Origin of the sequence: Bradyrhizobium sp. CCBAU 45389 (assembly GCF_028128625.1) — a bacterium.
GTDB lineage: Bacteria > Pseudomonadota > Alphaproteobacteria > Rhizobiales > Xanthobacteraceae > Bradyrhizobium > Bradyrhizobium liaoningense_B.
On sequence record NZ_LBIY01000002.1, the window covers coordinates 556371 to 573578 of the forward strand.

16 protein-coding genes are annotated in these 17208 nt (G+C 61.7%); 4 read left to right on the forward strand and 12 right to left on the reverse strand.

Annotated elements, in window-relative coordinates:
* On the reverse strand, positions 1 to 4606 hold a 4606-nt coding region (locus tag XH79_RS02460), incomplete at its 3' end, for a DUF5801 repeats-in-toxin domain-containing protein (protein ID WP_271580509.1).
* A gap of 239 nt (positions 4607 to 4845) precedes the next feature.
* Here XH79_RS02460 and XH79_RS02465 point away from each other — a divergent pair.
* Positions 4846 to 5274 carry a hypothetical protein gene (locus XH79_RS02465; protein WP_245004116.1) on the forward strand — a complete coding sequence of 143 codons (429 nt, stop codon included), beginning with the start codon at positions 4846 to 4848 and terminating at the stop codon, positions 5272 to 5274.
* Between the two features lie 62 nt (positions 5275 to 5336).
* Here XH79_RS02465 and XH79_RS02470 read toward each other — a convergent pair whose 3' ends face one another.
* Positions 5337 to 5711: a hypothetical protein gene (locus XH79_RS02470; RefSeq protein WP_271580510.1), complete on the reverse strand. Its 375-nt coding sequence runs from the start codon at positions 5709 to 5711 to the stop codon at positions 5337 to 5339.
* A 111-nt stretch (positions 5712 to 5822) separates the two neighbouring features.
* Positions 5823 to 6167, reverse strand: coding sequence for a hypothetical protein (locus XH79_RS02475; protein WP_271580511.1), 345 nt, complete (start codon positions 6165 to 6167; stop codon positions 5823 to 5825).
* Positions 6168 to 6939: 772 nt separating this feature from the next.
* On the opposite strand from XH79_RS02475, the gene XH79_RS02480 reads away from it, so the two are divergent.
* Entirely contained in the window at positions 6940 to 7368 is a 429-nt protein-coding gene (locus XH79_RS02480) for a hypothetical protein (RefSeq protein ID WP_271580512.1), read from the forward strand.
* A gap of 129 nt (positions 7369 to 7497) precedes the next feature.
* On the opposite strand, the gene XH79_RS02485 is transcribed toward XH79_RS02480, so the two are convergent.
* Positions 7498 to 7752, reverse strand: coding sequence for a hypothetical protein (locus tag XH79_RS02485; protein ID WP_245004119.1), 255 nt, complete (start codon positions 7750 to 7752; stop codon positions 7498 to 7500).
* 79 nt (positions 7753 to 7831) lie between these two features.
* On the opposite strand from XH79_RS02485, the gene XH79_RS02490 reads away from it, so the two are divergent.
* Positions 7832 to 9025: a hypothetical protein gene (locus XH79_RS02490; RefSeq protein WP_271580513.1), complete on the forward strand. Its 1194-nt coding sequence runs from the start codon at positions 7832 to 7834 to the stop codon at positions 9023 to 9025.
* Between the two features lie 13 nt (positions 9026 to 9038).
* On the opposite strand, the gene XH79_RS02495 is transcribed toward XH79_RS02490, so the two are convergent.
* The 7 genes from XH79_RS02495 to XH79_RS02525 form a co-directional block, all read right to left on the reverse strand.
* A complete protein-coding gene (locus XH79_RS02495) occupies positions 9039 to 9254 on the reverse strand; it encodes a hypothetical protein (protein WP_212348220.1) in 216 nt (71 codons plus the stop codon).
* Positions 9255 to 9921: 667 nt separating this feature from the next.
* On the reverse strand, positions 9922 to 10221 hold the full coding sequence (locus tag XH79_RS02500) for a hypothetical protein (protein ID WP_271580514.1): 300 nt from the start codon (positions 10219 to 10221) through the stop codon (positions 9922 to 9924).
* Between the two features lie 309 nt (positions 10222 to 10530).
* The gene (locus tag XH79_RS02505; protein WP_212348226.1) at positions 10531 to 10773 is read right to left on the reverse strand and encodes a PilZ domain-containing protein; all 243 of its coding nucleotides are present in this window, start codon (positions 10771 to 10773) and stop codon (positions 10531 to 10533) included.
* 6 nt (positions 10774 to 10779) lie between these two features.
* Positions 10780 to 11079, reverse strand: a complete 300-nt coding sequence (locus XH79_RS02510) for a PilZ domain-containing protein (RefSeq protein ID WP_212348229.1) — start codon at positions 11077 to 11079, stop codon at positions 10780 to 10782.
* A gap of 777 nt (positions 11080 to 11856) precedes the next feature.
* The gene (locus tag XH79_RS02515) at positions 11857 to 12447 is read right to left on the reverse strand and encodes a hypothetical protein (RefSeq protein ID WP_271580515.1); all 591 of its coding nucleotides are present in this window, start codon (positions 12445 to 12447) and stop codon (positions 11857 to 11859) included.
* A gap of 609 nt (positions 12448 to 13056) precedes the next feature.
* Entirely contained in the window at positions 13057 to 13587 is a 531-nt protein-coding gene (locus XH79_RS02520; protein WP_271580516.1) for a hypothetical protein, read from the reverse strand.
* A 160-nt stretch (positions 13588 to 13747) separates the two neighbouring features.
* Positions 13748 to 14944, reverse strand: a complete 1197-nt coding sequence (locus tag XH79_RS02525; protein WP_271580517.1) for a glycosyltransferase family 87 protein — start codon at positions 14942 to 14944, stop codon at positions 13748 to 13750.
* A gap of 233 nt (positions 14945 to 15177) precedes the next feature.
* On the opposite strand from XH79_RS02525, the gene XH79_RS02530 reads away from it, so the two are divergent.
* On the forward strand, positions 15178 to 16752 hold the full coding sequence (locus XH79_RS02530; RefSeq protein ID WP_271580518.1) for a hypothetical protein: 1575 nt from the start codon (positions 15178 to 15180) through the stop codon (positions 16750 to 16752).
* Between the two features lie 88 nt (positions 16753 to 16840).
* Here the strand turns inward: XH79_RS02530 and XH79_RS02535 are convergent, their stop codons facing one another.
* Complete coding sequence (locus tag XH79_RS02535; protein WP_271580519.1) at positions 16841 to 17206, reverse strand: tetratricopeptide repeat protein; 366 nt, start codon at positions 17204 to 17206, stop codon at positions 16841 to 16843.
* Positions 17207 to 17208 lie beyond the last annotated feature (2 nt).

Genomic DNA, 17208 nt, shown 5'->3' on the forward strand with positions numbered 1-17208 from the left:
GATCGTCGCCCTTGGCGATCGCGCCGGTGTTGATGGTCGCCGCCGTGCTCGTCGGCGGGGAACCTGCGTCCGTGTTGCCCTCGTCCAGCGCAGCCGTCGTACCCGACAGCACCGCCGTCAGCTTCGGACCGTCGTCGTCGAAGGTGATCTTGCCCGACACGTCGACCGGCGTGCTCGCCTGGTCGCCGTCGCCGTCGGTGATCGTCACCGTCAGCGCCAGCGAGTTGGCGTTCAGCGACACCCCGTCATCCGGCGTGTTGCTGGCGCTGTCCTGGTGCAGCGACAAATACTGCTCGACCGTCACCGCGCCCGTCGTGCCGTTGATCGAGATCGCAAATGCGGCCTGGTTGGCGAAGCTGCCGGCCTGCACCACGCCCACGATCACGCTGCCGTCGCCGTTCACGTCGACAAGGCTGATCGCCGAGCCGTCGGTCACGAACAGACCCGACACCGCATTGGTCACCGTCAGCTTGTACGCCGTCGCATCCGAGGCCGCCGGGCCGTCCGCCCCGAACTGCGGCGTCGCCGTCACCAGCGACACGTCAACCGCATGCGCGATATAGCCCGTGCCCGTCACATCCGGATCGTCGCCCTTGGCGATCGCCCCGGTGTTGATGGTCGCCGCCGTGCTCGTCGGCGGCGAGCCCGCATCCGTGTTGCCCTCGTCCAGCAAGACCTGGGCTTCGCGGTCCAGGGTCGCCGTGACCTTCGGGCCGTCATCGTCGAAGGTGATCCTGCCCGACACGTCGACCGGCGCGCTCGCCTGGTCACCGTCGCCATCGGTGATCGTCACCGTCACCGCCAGCGAGTTCGCGTTCAGCGACACCCCGTCATCCGGTGTATTGCTCGCGCTGTCCTGATGCAGTGACAGATACTGCTCGACCGTCACCGCGCCCGTCGTGCCGTTGATCGAGATCGCAAACGCGGCCTGGTTGGCGAAGCTGCCGGCCTGCACCACACCGACGATCACGCTGCCGTCGCCGTTCACGTCGACGAGGCTGATCGCCGAGCCGTCGGTCACGAACAGACCCGACACCGCATTCGTCACCGTCAGCTTGTAGGCCGTCGACCCCGAGGTCGCCGGACCGTCCGCGCCGAACTGCGGCGTCGCCGTCACCAGCGACACGTCAACCGCATGCGCGATATAGCCCGTGCCCGTCACATCCGGATCGTCGCCCTTGGCGATCGCGCCGGTGTCGATGGTCGCCGCCGTGCTCGTCGGCGGCACACCCGCGTCCGTGTTGCCCTCGTCCAGAAAGACCTGGGCTTCGCTGTCCAGGGTCGCTGTGACCTTCGGGCCGTCGTCGTCGAAGGTGATCTTGCCCGATACGTCGACCGGCGTGCTCGCCTGGTCGCCGTCGCCGTCGGTGATCGTCACCGTCACCGCCAGCGAGTTCGCGTTCAGAGAAACTCCGTCATCCGGCGTGTCTGTCGCGCTGTCCTGGTGCAGCGACAGATATTGCTCGACCGTCACCGCGCCCGTCGTGCCGTCGATCGAGATCGCAAACGCGGCCTGGTTGGCAAAGCTGCCCGCCTGCACCACGCCCACGATCACGCTGCCGTCGCCGTTCACGTCGACGAGGCTGATCGCCGAGCCGTCGGTCACCGACAGACCCGACACCGCATTCGTCACCGTCAGCTTGTAGGCCGTCGACCCCGAGGTCGCCGGACCGTCCGCGCCGAACTCCGGCGTCGCCGTCACCAGCGACACGTCAACCGCGGGCGCGATATAGCCCGTGCCCGTCACATCCGGATCGTCGCCCTTGGCGATCGCCCCGGTGTCGATGGTCGCCGCCGTGCTTGTCGGCGGCGAGCCTGCATCCGTGTTGCCCTCGTCCAGCAAGACCCGGGCTTCGTCAGCCAGGGTCGCCGTGACCTTCGGGCCGTCATCGTCGAAGGTGATCTTGCCGGACACGTCGACCGGCGCGCTTGCCTGGTCGCCGTCGCCGTCCGTGATCGTCACCGTCACGGCCAGCGAGTTGGCGTTCAGCGACACCCCGTCGTCCGGTGTGTCGCTCGCGCTGTCCTGGTGCAGCGACAGATACTGCTCGACCGTCACCGCGCCCGTCGTGCCGTTGATCGAGATCGCAAATGCGGCCTGGTTGGCAAAGCCGCCGGCCTGCACCACGCCCACGATCACGCTGCCGTCGCCGTTCACGTCGACAAGGCTGATCGCCGAGCCGTCGGTCACGAACAGACCCGACACCGCATTGGTCACCGTCAGCTTGTAGGCCGTCGCATCCGAGGCCGCCGGGCCGTCCGCCCCGAACTCCGGCGTCGCTGTCACCAGCGACACGTCAACCGCATGCGCGATATAGCCCGCTCCCGTCACATCCGGATCGTCGCCCTTGGCGATCGCCCCGGTGTCGATGGTCGCCGCCGTGCTCGTCGGCGGCGAGCCCGCATCCGTGTTGCCTTCGTCCAGCACCACCTGCGCTTCGCTGGCAAGGGCCGCCTTCACCGACGGGCCGTCGTCCAGGAACGTCACCTGCGGACCGAGGTCGATGCTCGAGGCCGCCGAGTCACCATCGTTGTCGATGATCGTTGCCGTCAGCGTCACCACGCCGCTGGCCAGGCTGATGCCTTCGTTGCCATCCGGATTGGTGCCGTCGGCTTCCTTCACCGCGCGATTGTCCGTGAACGTCACATTGCCGTCGCTGTCGACCGACAGCGTGAACACCAGCAGGTCGCTCGACGCGGTGTGGCCTTCCACCGTCGTGCCGTTCATCACCAGCACGACATCTTCGCTGGTCTGCGCATCCACCAGGCCTGTCGACTTGGAGGTATCGATCGACAGCGCATAGCTGATCGGATGCTGCGGATCCGCCACACCGTCCGCGCCGGTCACCGCCGCGAAAATGGCGCCGAACGAGGCGGTCGCCGTGTTGTTGCCATTGTGGATCGAGCCGTCGATGCCGTTGGTCGCAGCCGTCAGGTTGCTCTCGTCGACGATCAAGTACGGAAGCGGTCGCTCTTCACCCTCCAGGACGATCTGAATCGACGGACCGTCGTCCAGGAACGTCACCTGCGGGCCGAGGTCGATGCTCGCGCTCGCCGTATCACCGTCGTTGTCGGTGATCGTCCCCGTCAGCGTCACCGCGCCGCTGGCGAGGCTGATGCCTTCGTTGCCGTCCGGACTGGTGCCGTCGGCCTCCTTCACCGCGCGATAATCCGTGAACGTCACCGTGCCAATGCTGTCGACCGACAGCGTGAACACCAGCAGGTCGCTCGCCGCGGTGTGGCCTTCCACCGTCGTGCCGTTCATCACCAGCACGACAGCTTCGCTGGTCTGCGCGTCCACCAGGCCGCTCGACTTGGAAGGATCGATCGACAGCGCATAGCTGATCGGATGCTCGGAATCCGCCACCCCGTCCGCGCCGGTCACCGACTGAAACAGGTTACCGAAGAACGCGCTCGCCGTGTTGTTGCCATTGTGGATCGAGCCGTCGATGTCGTTGGTCGCAGCCGTCAGGTTGCTTTCGTCGACGACCAAGTTCGGAACCGTCTGCTCCTCACCCCCCAGAACGACCTGAATCGACGGACCATCGTCCTGCAACGTCAGATGCGGGCCAACGTCGATGCTCGCGCTCGCGCTCTGACTGCTGTTGTCCGTCACGGTGACCGTGAGCGAGACGAGACCGGCAGGCACATGGATGCCCTCGCTGATGTCGCCGTCCTCGCCCGTGCCTTCATGCACCGCGCGCAGATCCGTCAGCGTCAGCTTGCCGGTGGCATCGACGGACACCGTGAAATCCTGCGGGCCATTGGCCGCTGCAGCCGCGTCCTTGCCTTCGCGGCCGACCACGACGCCGTTCTCCAGGAACAGAAACACGTGATTTCCGGTCTGCGAATCGATCAATCCGGTGTCCACGCCCGGCGCACTGATCGACAGCGCGAAGGTCAGGGACTGCTGGCCGCCCGGCACATTGAGCGTGACGGGCAAAACGCCAAACGCCACCGTGCTCGCCAGAAAGGGCGTGGAGCCGTCGATGCCGTTCGTCGCCGATGTCAGGAAGCTCTCGTCCACGACCAGCTCGGGCAGCGTGCCCAGCGAAATCGTCGGAGCCAGCGGGGTCGGCGTCTGCGGGATGAAACCGGTTGGCGGCTGATCTGGAGTCCTCGGCAGATCCTCCTGGGGGGCCAGGATGTTGGTGGGCACCGGCGGCAGCGGATCGACAATGGGAGCGCTGAAGTTCGCGCCGCTCGCCTGCGCATTATTTTGACCAAGCGAGCCGCCGGCTGCGGGGAGAACGGACGAATCATTGATGATCGGGAAGGCGCTGGCGAACTCCGCGACGGTCAGGTCGCGACCCGGCGCAACCTGGATGGTGAGATTGCCGAGTTGATCGTGGCGGGAGTCGAAGAACGGCTCGACCGTCACCGTGGAGTGATTGTCGAAAAGAATGATCAGCTTCTCGCCGATATGAACGAGCGTAATCTTCTCGTTCGCAATAGCCGAAAAATCGACTTGAACCTTCTGGTCGTATCCGAGGTTCAAAACGACCGCCTGATCGGCGAACGGCTTGGTCAGCTTGAAGATACGTGGCGGCGAGGAGTTGTTCGAATTTCCAGCAGTAACCTGGGCAACCCGAAATTGCTCATTCATGAAATCTCTCCGCCAAAAGGACGTGAAGTGAAAAATTGCAGGCAAATTTACGTCGAAGTGTATCTTTAAGCTATTGTTAACCCCGACGAGCGTCAAGAAAACTATTTGGTTAATCAATACTTTCGATCAGGATGTGGTAAAGGGAGCGCGCGGCCGCGATATGTCGCGAAACGGGCCAGATGAACGCCGTTTTGGCGCATGTCGCTCCAGGCCCTGAGGCGCGGCAGCTGGAGCAAAGGATGAGGAAATTACTGGTAACAGCCGTGCTGGTCGGATCTTTTGGATTGCATGCCGCCGCCGCTCAGAACCAGCCGGCGCCGGACGCCCAGATGGTCGAACGCACGGTCAAGGCCCAGCCGAACAAGGACACGCAAATCGGGCTTTACGTTAACGTCAGACCCGATTGCACCTCCGGCCCGCTGCCAACCATCCGATTGGCGACCTCGCCGACCTCGGGAAAGGTCGTCGTAAAGTCCGGTAAGGTGAAGGCGACCAACTACAAGGCCTGCCTTGCGCTGGAAGTGCCGGCTTACGTGGCCTTCTACAAATCGCCTCCGGACTTTGTCGGCGACGATACCTTGACCATCGAGGTCAAGTATCCCGGCGGACGGACCGAGATTCAAAAGATTACGGTCAACGTCGCCGGCCCCGGCGGCCAGAAGATCTAGGGCTAAATATCATTGCGGGGTCGGCACTGACATTACGCGTCCGTCGTCGACCGGGCTTGAATTCAATCCACCCGCGTGACCTCGCATTGGCTGCGCGAATTCGGCCCGACCACGCCGATATTGACGTTCTTGAACTGGTAGCTCGCACGCGCGGGAACGGGCTGGTTGGCCCACACCAGAACTTTCGTGGCGCGCTCCCGATCGTCGTCCATCCAGCAAGTCAGCTCGATGCTGTCGATCTTTTTGTCGGTGCCGTTGGACAGCACAAAGCTGGCGATTCCGTAATTGTCGGCCCGCCGCGTCGCCTGGAATGAGTCGATCTTGACTAGCTCGCCGAGGCTGGAGTCCGCAGCGGCCGGCCGAGTGTCTTGCGCCGCCGCTGCATCAATCAGGGCGCACAGCGCCACACAGCAGAAGATTCCGGTCAACGGCCTCATGACACGCCTCATCCCCGAACGCGGCGATATTTCCGCGTCTGCTGGTTTGGCGCAAGGGCCAGCCGCCATTGCGACGCGGAAACTGCGCAGCCGCCGTGCGGCGGCGCAGCGTCAATGCGACAGCGTCTTCGCGCCGGAATTCTGCTCCGGGCCCGCACCGCAATCGCCGATCCGATGCGCCACGACCAGCTCGACTCTCGGCATCTGTCCCTCACTGAGCTCGTTCTGCTCGGTGTAGGATTCCTCGCTATGAACCGTGATCACCGTGCTGACGGGGCCCATGAAATCGCAACGGTTTGCGAAAGTGTACTGATTGTTCTTCTTTTCGGGTCTCGCAGAGACGCAGCTGCCGACCGAGGGAGACGAGAACGTCGCCTTCATCGCAACGGTCGGATCGACACAGGCCGTCAGCTCCCGCTCGAGCAAACGGTGCTTCGGCTTGCGATGAGCGACCATATCGAGCGTACGAACGAAGTGCCAAAGACCTTTGCGGAAGGTCGGCCCCTGGAATTCATCCGCCTTGGCTACAGTGCTGATTGAGGTGATCAGAAGCGCCAGAGCGCCACAACGAACGAAAGAGGTCGCAAGGATTGAACGCCGGCCTGTGGTCATTGTCTCCATACCCGCTCGCTTGCTCCCCAAGGAATAGCCGCACACTCGAAAAGCACAGCCTCAGGTTCAGGCACCGCCGTAAAGCAAACATTAACATGGCAAGAGGCCCGTTAAATTACGGAAAACCCGCCTGCCCGACCTGCTGTTTCGAATCGCGCGTGACCACGCCTGCTCCCCACGCGACTTCTTGTCACGGCGTCGGACGGTCGGTCAACCACGCACCATTACGGAAGATCAATGCCGAGGCTAAACGGGCAGTTCACGCGTCATTAATTCCGGCGACCGCGGCATTTCGGTAACAGTGAGCCGGCGGGGTCAGGGGGAAGTCGATCGCTGAACGGACCGGCCGCGACCGCGTCGGTATTTCAATGGACTCGGACAGGACCTAAACGAGCCCGGCGTGATCGCAAGGCCAGCCGCAACTCGCGGGGCTAAATCGGATTTATCCGGGGCTCACAAGAATCTCCCGCATCAGAGCACGTTTTCGCGCGAACAACGGCGGTAGCGGCAATGGACTTCTGAAAAGCTGAAATGGCCGATCCCCAGCGCCCCGCGCGAAGCGTTGGGGATGACGCGCCGCGAGTGGTTCGTGCACACCGAAAGGAGGCCGCGCTGATTGACCTTTGATGCCATTTTTGCTCTTTTAGTCGAATATTTCTCGCTATTGGGGGCTGCGATGCAGAGCAGATTCAACGGATTTCTTTGGGCAGCGGCCTTCTTGAGTCTGGCGATCGGTACGAGCCAAGCCAGCGCGGCCGATCTGGGCCTGATGGCCTCACCCGCGGCGGTCGGAAATTGCAGCGAACTGGTGTTTGTCTGCGAGAACGGCAAGCAATATCCGCTTTGCCCGATCGCGGTCTCGGTCGTCGGCGAGGTTGTTACGGCATCCCTGCACACCGGACGAGGCGGTGCGCATGTCCGGCTGGTTCCCATGGGCGTCGGGTATCGCTACGCCGGACGGGGCATCTGGCTCGACGGCTTCCGCGAGAATGCCCTGCTGAACTTCGGCAAACATAGCCAAGTCGCCTGCACCCTCGCCCGCTAGAGCCTTTCCCGTTCCGATGGAATCGGAACGGGGCTCTAGATTCTTTGTTTTGACGCGTTTTCTTGGCGCGAACCGGTACCCACTTCGCCGGAAAACGCTCTAGGGCGAGGAGCGCCTGAGGCGGGCTGATCAGCCCTTGGTGCGCAGCACGGCTCCCTGCGACCTCGGGTGCATATAGGCCTTGGGCTGAACGTAGACCGGGCAGTAATTATTCCATTGATACTGCTGCCAGTTCCACTTCCAGCAGCCGGCGTCGATCTGCGGCGCGGGGCCGAAATCCAGACGATACGGCTCGTCGCCGAAGGGATAGGGACCGCTGTGAGCGGCGCTTGAAACGAACATAACTGTCAGGGAAATGGCGGTCGCGGCCAGCAATTTCGGCATGTTGCCCTCGATCTTCACGCGCTAATGCGCAACAGTGCCAAAGCGGGAGTTTCCAATCAAGGCCCTGGCGTGCGAATAGTTGATCGCCGTCCGGTTGTTCGCTCGTTTCGCCTGTTTTGGCCTGATCATCGTGGTCGCCGTGCAAGCCAGTCTCGCCATCCTTGCTGCACTTGCGAGTCGTCCGAACGGACGGATTGCGTTTGCCGAGCTCGAGCGGCAACTGCAGGCGCATGACGAGAATGGTGAAGTCGAAGACCGGATCGAGGAACAGGTCTCCGCCGGAATCGAGCTGATTGAGGCCGGCCTGGCCGTCGTGGATGGCGACAGCCTGGAGATCACCGAGGCGGGCCGCTCGGTCGTCGGGGCCCTCCCAAATCAGTCGAACTCTCTCGGAAACATCGATCATCTGGTTGGCGCCGAAGTGCGCTCGAGAATGTTCAATCTTGATCTCCGCGGGGATACCGAACCCCACTCTGCCCAAGGCTCGAACGCTCCCAGGACAGGCGGCACCGACGGCGCACCGAGGCATGTGGCCAAGCCAGGCCCCGCCGAGCTGGATGTGAACGCTGCTGTTGCCGAACCGGCAATTCCGCCAGCTGTAGCGGCTCCGCCATCGACAACGGCCCGCCCCCTCACCTCACGCGAACCAGATCCTGCGCCGGACAATGGCAACTGGCGAGCTCGCGCGCTGCAGGCAATTGCCCGGCCGCTGCATCGCCTGGCCGCGCTATGGCGGCGGCACCTCGAGGAGGATCTGCCGAAAGCGCGGACCGTCAGCCGTAAAACCAACGTCAATGGAATTTTAGTTGCGCTCATCAGCCTGCTGGTCGTCATCATCTGCGCCGGCGCCGTGATTGCCCTGCGACAGATCAGGTCGCTGCAGACGGAAATCTCCTTCCTGCAGCGAGAACTGTCGCCGCTGAAGGAGCGGCTTCTGCGGTTTGAGACAGAGAAAGCACGGCAGGCCGAGGAAAAGGCGCGGGAAGAACGCAGCAAACGGACAACAGACAATCCGCAGCAAGCGCCTCCTCTCGCTTTGTCGCGGGAGGAGATTCAACTCATTCGCGACTATATCAAACCCGCCCCTAGCGTCGGCTCCTCCACAGCGCCGGCGGTTGGCGATCCGCTTCCTGGAACGACGATCCCCTTCCCTTCACCGGTCACGGAAAAAGTGCCGAAGTTGCTCGGCGCGAGATTCGCGATCCGCAACGGAGCCATCATCATCGTCAGAAGGGACAGCCGTCAGATCGACGCCGTACTCGGGCCGAACTGACCGCTCCGGTCCATCAGAGCGCGAGCGCGTAAGGAAATTGTCGCGTCAGATCGAGATCGAGGTAACCGCTGCCGTCGATCCATTGATGCGGGCAATAAGCAAGCGTGGATGGATCGACAAGCAGACCGTCTCGAAGAATTGCCTCGCGGGTGCCTATTCTCCCCGTCGGTATCTCGCCTTCTTGTGGGTCGAAGCGCAACGCATCAAAAACAGCGGTATCGTTTGTCACCCGAAGCCCCTGCTGAAATGAACATCTCGAAAGTAACAAAGACTATCGATCCGATTAACCGAGGCAAGCCTTATCGTTTTTGCAGCTGCTAACTCACCGCCGTCCAGACGCCGAACCGCAAGCGCAAACCGCGTGGTTCATGAACAGCAGCTGACCTCCCCCTTATCCGCTACCGCTATCACGCGAGAGCGGATAGGCTCACGCGCGTCTACTCCTGTTTCTGACACCCAATGTGAGAGGAGAAACGCGATGCGAGGTACTTCATACATCCTGGCGGCTGCCGCGCTTCTAGGAATCGGCACCCTCGTGACATCAGGACCGGCCGTTGCTGGCGGAACGCGGATGGGAACGGGCGGCCTTCCCACCGTCGAAAATACGTGGGGGTTTGGATACGGCCAGGGCCCGTCCTTCTATGGGCAGTATGCGCCCCTTGCGGAAGACAGCTACGCCTTCGGTTACGAGTATCCTGTTTTTGTAGGCCACGATGTGCGAGCGATCGCCGTCGACCTCTCCAATTCGCGCTTTCGACACCGGCCGGTCGCCGGACCTGGAGTTATCTACTACCGCGGCCAATATCCCCGGCCGTATCGCATGAACCAATACTGGTGAGCTGATCGATCGCGCTCTCCTGCGCGGCCGCCAGCGCCGCGCAGGCAACGGAGGCGCGTCATCCCTCTCCCGCTTGCGCGTCATGGCCGGGATCATCCCGGTCGCTCTTCGATCCATGCCCGCGCCTGCTCACCCATCCCTTGATCGCGTCGTAAGCTTCGAGCAAGGGCGGCGTTAACGAGAAGAATGCGCCGAGCGCAATTGCGATGACGACATGCCGTAGCAAAACGCTCTCGTCCCGCGCTTCAGTCGTGCCCGAGCTCATCCCGGCTGCGACAGCCGTGGCGTCGCCCGCCCTGCCGGCAACGTTCGCCATCCGCGGCTTACGCGGCGGGATCATCACGACGACGAAGAGCACGTTAATCAGCAACCAAATGCCGAGAATGATTAAGAGCGTCCTCATTCGTAAAATCCAAAAAATCGATACGACTATTCTCTCGCTACCCGAAGGCTAAATGTGCCTATGGATCAGTCACAGTTGTCCAGGCCACCCCCTGATGCAAGCCTAAATCTTGGTCGTTAAAGATTAAATCTTCCAATAAAAACGTGATCGGCGCGGACGCCCGGGCTTCCCTGGCACCGGTATGGCTTCCCTTGCTCGGCCCCAATGGCGGTCTTGAGGAGCACGACGCGGCATGCAGCGCATCGCCGGCCGTGATCGCGATCCTCAGTCCAGGAATTCAACACCGATACGATTTCCGCTGGACCAGACGACACGGCAATCCCGGATGATGCGATCCTTCTCCAGCATCAGCTTGATGCGGGGTCTGACGTAGACCTTGTCCGCCAACTCGATGGCGGCGCCATGATCGGAAAGGCTGACCACGCGGCATCGCATGCTGGATCCATCGCCGGCGATGTATGCGACCTCGTCGACTGTCGCGCGCTGCTGCCTGCGACGCTCCTCCACGACGACTCACCCCTTGCTCAAGTTCTTGCCGCGCAGGAAGTGAACCCCGATATGGTCACCGTTGATCCAGGCCAATTCGCAGCGGCGGAAAGCGGCACCCGTCGTCGAAAGGAGCAGGAAAAACTCCTTCAGCGCAAGCCCTTCGATCGATCCTTCAATCCTGAGCTTTGCTCCGGCCTCGGCCACGTCGGTCATCTGACACTGACGGCTCCACGTCCCGTCGATCGCCACGATGTGCACGTCGACGCCGCGCGAGAACTCGATACGTGCAGTCCCACGTTTTTCGGGTTGCGGTGAACCAGCCATACCTGGTCGAAGCCTGGGTTAATATCTTCAATCATGCCGCCGCTCGCTGACTGCTCGCCAGGACAGACTTGGCCTGCCGGCACGCGAGAAGCTCTTTCAAAAATGGAGCGGCTTCGGCCGCAGTCGAAGCGACTCAGCACTGCAATTGCGCGTCTCCCGATAGTGCGAGAGAAAAATTCAGGAAAGGCTAATGCGCCTGTCGGATTTCGGCAAACGGCGACCGGAGTTTGCGAAACGGCCCGCTCGGCGCCATTGCACGCTCGGGGCACTTCCTACTTTTTCGGCATTTACGAGCATAAATTTGTGCACCGAATCTTCGCAAACCCGGCTTAAAGTCCTTAAATCCGGGATTTTGCATGACCCTCCCGGGGCTGGCGCAGCGCCGCTCGCGATTATTTAAGCGAGCGGCGTTGTTGTTTCGGTATTCCTGCGGATTTCGGCTCGGGTTCCATGGTGCTACGGTTCCATCGCGAGCGACGGGCCCCCTAGCCAGCCCCGGGTGCAACGGCGCCGCAAACGGCCTTGGCCCGCCTCCACTGCGCTATTTTGCCGGAGGCGGGCTTCCTTTCTGCCCGCCCAAACTGAAAGGGGCCGCTCATAGAGCGGCCCCTTGCCGGTTGAAATGGGTGTCCGTGATGAAATGCCAGCCCCGGCATCAGCACCCTAGCGGTACTGAAGTGCCATGTGGATTCCGTTCGACTACGGTGAGCCATACTGCCGTAATTTCGGGTCGGTTCCGGGCGCCGGGACGGCCGGGCTCGCCAGAGAAACCGGCGGTCAGCGCGCAGGCGCGGGCGTGGACGCGGCCGCCGGCGCAGTCGGCCGCGCAGTCGGCGGCGGCTTCGGTTTTGCGGCCGCCGGCTGAGCTGCGGCCTGCGGCGACGAGGCGGCTGCCGCGGGACCCGGCGCAGCGGGAGCCGCGATCCGCGGCGGAGGCGTCACTCTCTTCGCCGCCGCAGCCTGCTCAAGACGGGTCAGCTGATCCCTGACCGCCTTGATCTGCTCGACGGCACTCGCATTGTCGCGCTCCGCCAGCTCCTGGCCGGCCTTCACTTGATCGGAAAGCCGGGCAACGGCGCGGCTCACCTGGTCCTGGCTGGCCTTGAGCTGTTCGCCAAGACTTGCGTTATCGCGGATCGATTGATCGCGATTAAGCTTGAGCTGCTCGATCTCCTTTTTCAGGCTTGCGATATCGCGCGACATCGATTGGAGCAGCGGGGTCAACTCCGGCGGCAGAGACGCCGGCCCGGCGACGGCTGCGGGCGAGGTTTGCGAGGTCGCCTTGGCGGCATCGCCGGGCGAGCCCAGCCAGCCCACAGCGGCGACACCTGCTCCTGCGGCCAGCACGACGCCTGCAAGCGCAAACAAGCCCCACCGTCGCGCTGAAATCCGGTTGCTTGACGCGGCGGAGCGTTGGGCGTTTAGCGTCTGCGGGTCAGGCCGGAGGCTTGCGGCTTCCAGCTTCGATGGCGGCTGCTCGGAGGCTCTGCTGGCGCGTTCGTTCTCATGGGGCCGGACGATGTGCGCTTCGGGCGGCGGACTTCGCGAAACGCCGGCTTCGCGAGAACTCAGCTTTCCGAAGCTCCCCTTCGGAGCCTCATCGACATGCGCTGGACCGCCAAAAGCGCTTGCTGCGCGTTCGCCGGCCGCATTCCTGTCATGCGGCTCAACGTCAAAATATGTAACGGGTGATGGCGGCTCGTTGAGTATGCCGGCAATGGTATCGCTCAACGCCTGCAATTTATCTGTACTCATCTGCTACCTTCGGTAAATCCGAATAAAGTGCGGTCGGTCTCAACGCGACGGGGCGGGAACGTTATTTCTGCGTTAATGTTTGTCAAGATCGGGCGCTGCATACGAGCGCCCTCGATCCTCGGCCATCTTCCGGGACACGGTCGCAATTCACGACCCGCAGCTTCAATCAATGCACATCGCGAGACCGCAAAATGCCGTCACGCCAAAGGGTTTTACGACGAATTAGTTGCGCGCCTGGACGATACGAGCTCCCCGCAGCCGATGAACCAGAGCTCCGATTTCCTGATGGACGGCACGGAAATAGAGCAGATGCGTAATCGCAAAGGACAACATGCAGGTGCCGAGAATGGTCGCCATCACGAACAGGCCACCCGACGGGACGGCGATCGTTCCAAGCGACGCCTGCCTGACAGTGGGCATGCCGACTTGCCAGGATGCAACCAGAAAAACCGCGTAGGCAGCGCTCAGATGCGTTGCGATCGTGAAGAGCGGCCGCGACCTGGCAATGAGCCCGAGGCAGGCAAGCACGAAGATCGGAAGCGCAAGTCCGAAGAGCTGAAATCCCTCAATGCTGACGAAGTAACTCAGATACGCGTCGCTGCGCTGAAAAATGCCGAACAGCTTGAGATTGATGAACCAGAGAACCTGGGAGCTCGGGGCGTATTCGAGAGCGCGCGCAGCCAACTCGGCGCAGAGCGTGGTGGTGAAAAGCGCCAGCGGTCCCAAAAACTGCAATTTAAAGAGCCGGTTCATAGGACAAGCCATACGTCAAAAACGTTGAGCTAGTCTTAAGGTTCCCGGGTGGTCGCGCCGGCTCCGGCGGCTGAAACCGCTTTAATTATAGGCTTTCTTGAAAAGGTATTTCGACAATCCGAATTTATTGGTATTCAAATGCTCCAGACCTGCGCCGACGTCAGGTATCCACGTCGGCCCCGTTCCGCGGATTGCGGCGGGCCTCGTCTGCGCCTCGCAATAATACTCGCACTATGAGCCAGAGCAGAGTGACGAGCAACAAACCGTCGAACGCGGGCTGTTCAATCGATTTTCCGTCTTGAATGGTCAGCCGTAAAATCTGGAACAAGCCGTAGAACCCTGACATGAACGTCAGGCCATAGATTGCAGCGCGCTCGCCGCCTGTTGCCAGACGCGTCAGATCCGGCAGCAACAGGGCCATTCCTACACCGAGAATTGGCAGGTCGTAGTCGTAGGCGTATGGGCTGATCAACAGCGTGGCGACGGCCGAAATGCCCAGGGACCAGCGCGCCGGAAAGTCGCGATAGATCGCAAAGGCGACAACCGACAGGGCGACTACGGCAACGGCCGCTTGGCCCAGAAAAGCCCATGAAGCAGAAAAGCCGACTGTTCGCATGATCGCATAGAGGGAGATCGAGCGAAAAACATCGAAGCGTCCGCTTCCCAGAAACACGGCGGACTCGTGTGCACTCGTGAGAAACGCACTCCAGATTGAGACCCCGAACAGCAAGGTGCACAGGATCGAGCTCAAAAGGATGACCGTCATTGCAGTCATGACGGCGATCCAGCGACGCGCGAGCAACGCATAAATCCCGATAGCAACCGCAAGATGAGGCTTGATCACCATCATGCCAAGGCTCAATCCGGCGGCGATCTGCTTCCGCTCCATGGCGAGGCACGTAACGCCGATGAGGCTGCCGGTCAGAAAGCCATTTTGACCGCCGAAAAGCGTGAGGAGCAGGACCGGCGCAAGCAGAATCACCACCAGAGCGAAACAGCTTCTCGAGATGGCCCTCAATGTCAGGAGATAGCAGCCGAGCGTGCCCGCGACGAACAGAAAATATGAAGCGCCGACCGGAAGCAGCGCCAAGGGAGCGACCAGCAGAGTGAACTGGGGAGGATAGGTCCAGTACCCGAAAATGTTGATGTCGCGGCCTATGGTATCGATCTGCAGTTTTGCGAACTGATCGAAATAGTAGACTTGCGCGACGTCGCCGAGCCAGACTCTTTGCGCAACGATGTAGAAGGCGTCAAAATCGAGAAGGTGCCTGAATTGCCCTGCCTGCCAATCGGAGAGCGAGGCAGTCATCAGGACAAGAACGATCGCCAGCCCGTAAAGGATGAAGCGCGCGCCCATCGCCCATTTGCTGCTGGAATTTGGGCCGGGTCCACCAACTTGACTGACTCGGCCCTCTCTCATCGGTCGAAGAGCCCCCAAATTGAGGTCCAGAGGCGCCGTCGATGATGCGGCCCTCTGGTGGTTCGTTCTGAAATAATTTCGACGGTAATCCTATTTCGTCGCGGAGGGTGAAAGCAATCGATCTTGATGCAATGTTAGCGAGGCAGTTAACGCCCCTGACAAGGACACCTTTGTTCGGTGACAGTCGTTCCCGGTTCAGCGAGTTTTGCAAGGGCCTTATTGTGGGAAATGAGATAAAGGCGAAGCGAGAAACGAAGTGGACCACGGCCTTCGACCTGCGGACGGCCTATTTTGTCCTGCTCGTGGTCATGACGCTGCCGGTGCTTTTCCTGATCCCGCGCACGGTGGATCTCGTGAACCACTGGGCTCGGCTGACCATTCTCACCATGCCGGCGTCCGATCCGCTCAACGCTTTTTACGTCGTCCAATGGGGTGCCTTTCCCAACCTCGGCATCGATCTCATCTACGTTGCGTTGGCGCCGCTGTTAAGTCCCGAGTCGGTCGCACGGCTCGCCTTCATCCTGGCGTTCTGGCTGCCGGCGGTCGGCGCCTGGGCCTTGCATCGCGCATGGGCGCAGGAGCCATCGCCGACAATCCTCATCGCGCCAGTTCTCAGCTACAATCTCGTAACGACGGTGGGGCTCATCAATTTTGGATTGGGCATCGGTGTCGCGCTGATCGCACTTGCCTGGTGGATCGCCCAGACGCACCGGCAAATCGCGCGCGATCTTCTGGTGATGAATGCCGTGGCCGTCACGTTATTCTTCTGTCACATCCTGGCGCTCGCCGCTTTCTGCGTCATTTTCGGACTGCTGGAAGCCACGCCACGTCCAGGCGAGCCGCTCAAGCCGGCATTCCTGCGCGCGCTGCGATCTCCGCTTTATGTCGCGGCTGGTTTGGCCCTCGTCTGGTCGATGCCGCAACTGCCGCAAGGCTATGTCATCGCGAGCGACAAGTCCTGGATCGTCATTGCGCCCTTCTTTGGTGGCCTCCCGCTCGACCATAAATGGGGCCTTGGGTTGCTTGTCCTGCTGCTTGCAGTCATGCGCTTCATCGCCATTGCGACGCCGGCAAAGCTCACCGTGTTCGGCTTCTTTGTCGTCGCTGTTTGCGCGCCTTCCTCCTTGAGCACGGCAAACCTGGTGGATGCACGCCTCGTGGTGCTTTGGGTATATCTGGCGCTGGCCGCGACCGTCGCGCGTGTGCCGACGCCGGGGCGTCTGGCCGGCGCGGTTTCGATTGCCGTCTTCGCCTTCGCTTTGGTGCGGCTTGCATTGCTGATCCCAACGTGGAGCGCCTATAACGCGGATATCGTGGAGTTGCGGACAGCGTTCTCCGCCATTCCAACCGGCTCGAGCGTGCTCGCCGTGGCGCCACCGGATTGTCGCGATCCGAATATCTACTTCGAGCACAACCTTTCGACTTTCGCCGCCATCGACCGACGCGCACAGGTGAACATGCTGTTCGCCGGACAGGGCCTGCAGCCAGTGCGCGCGAAAGACCCGGCGATCGCGGCCGCACCGCAGGTCATCGTGAACTCCGACTGGCTTTCAGCCTCGGGACAGTCGAAACTGATGGCGGATGCGCCCGTGCCGTGGATCGATATCATGTCGCGTTGGCGCGACCATTTCGACGTCGTCGTCGACATCCACGGCTCTTGCGAGAGTACGATTGCAGCAACGGGCCTCGAGCGCGTCGCACGTTCGAACATCGCGGATATCTATATCGCTGAACGACCGCGTTGATGCGCGTCCGCGCGCCGTCGATGCGATCGGGCGCAACTCACCAAGCCGCCGGGGAAACCGATGCTTCCATCGGCCCAGGACGATTCGTTCACGGCTGATTGTTCGGCGGCCTCTCGATGAACTGCCGACTGCCGTTGAGAAGCTCGAGGTTGTTCGCGATGACCGGATTGCCCGGATCCAGCGAGTATGCCTTCTCGAACTTCCGTCGTGCCGCATGCAGGTTGCCACGCAGCATGTACGAATAGCCCTGGTCATTCAGAACCTGCACGGTTTCGCCGCCGAGTCGGATCGCTTGCGCATAAGCCTGATCGGCAAGATCAAAGCGGCGGATCCGATCATAGCTTGCTGCAAGCCCGATCCAGGCCGTTACGTCCTTCGGCGCCTTTTCGACGGCGTCCCTGAAATAGCGATTGGCTATGCCGAAACTGCCGCGGTTGAAGTGCTCGAGGCCCATCC

Coding starts and splice junctions, on each gene's coding strand:
- XH79_RS02510 (WP_212348229.1), bottom strand. CDS start 11,079: ATGGCTGGTTCACCGCAACCCGAAAAACGTGGGACTGCACGTATCGAG.
- XH79_RS02465 (WP_245004116.1), top strand. CDS start 4,846: ATGAGGAAATTACTGGTAACAGCCGTGCTGGTCGGATCTTTTGGATTG.
- XH79_RS02485 (WP_245004119.1), bottom strand. CDS start 7,752: ATGCCGAAATTGCTGGCCGCGACCGCCATTTCCCTGACAGTTATGTTC.
- XH79_RS02475 (WP_271580511.1), bottom strand. CDS start 6,167: ATGGTCGCTCATCGCAAGCCGAAGCACCGTTTGCTCGAGCGGGAGCTG.
- XH79_RS02520 (WP_271580516.1), bottom strand. CDS start 13,587: ATGAACCGGCTCTTTAAATTGCAGTTTTTGGGACCGCTGGCGCTTTTC.
- XH79_RS02525 (WP_271580517.1), bottom strand. CDS start 14,944: ATGGGCGCGCGCTTCATCCTTTACGGGCTGGCGATCGTTCTTGTCCTG.
- XH79_RS02470 (WP_271580510.1), bottom strand. CDS start 5,711: ATGAGGCCGTTGACCGGAATCTTCTGCTGTGTGGCGCTGTGCGCCCTG.
- XH79_RS02535 (WP_271580519.1), bottom strand. CDS start 17,206: ATGGGCCTCGAGCACTTCAACCGCGGCAGTTTCGGCATAGCCAATCGC.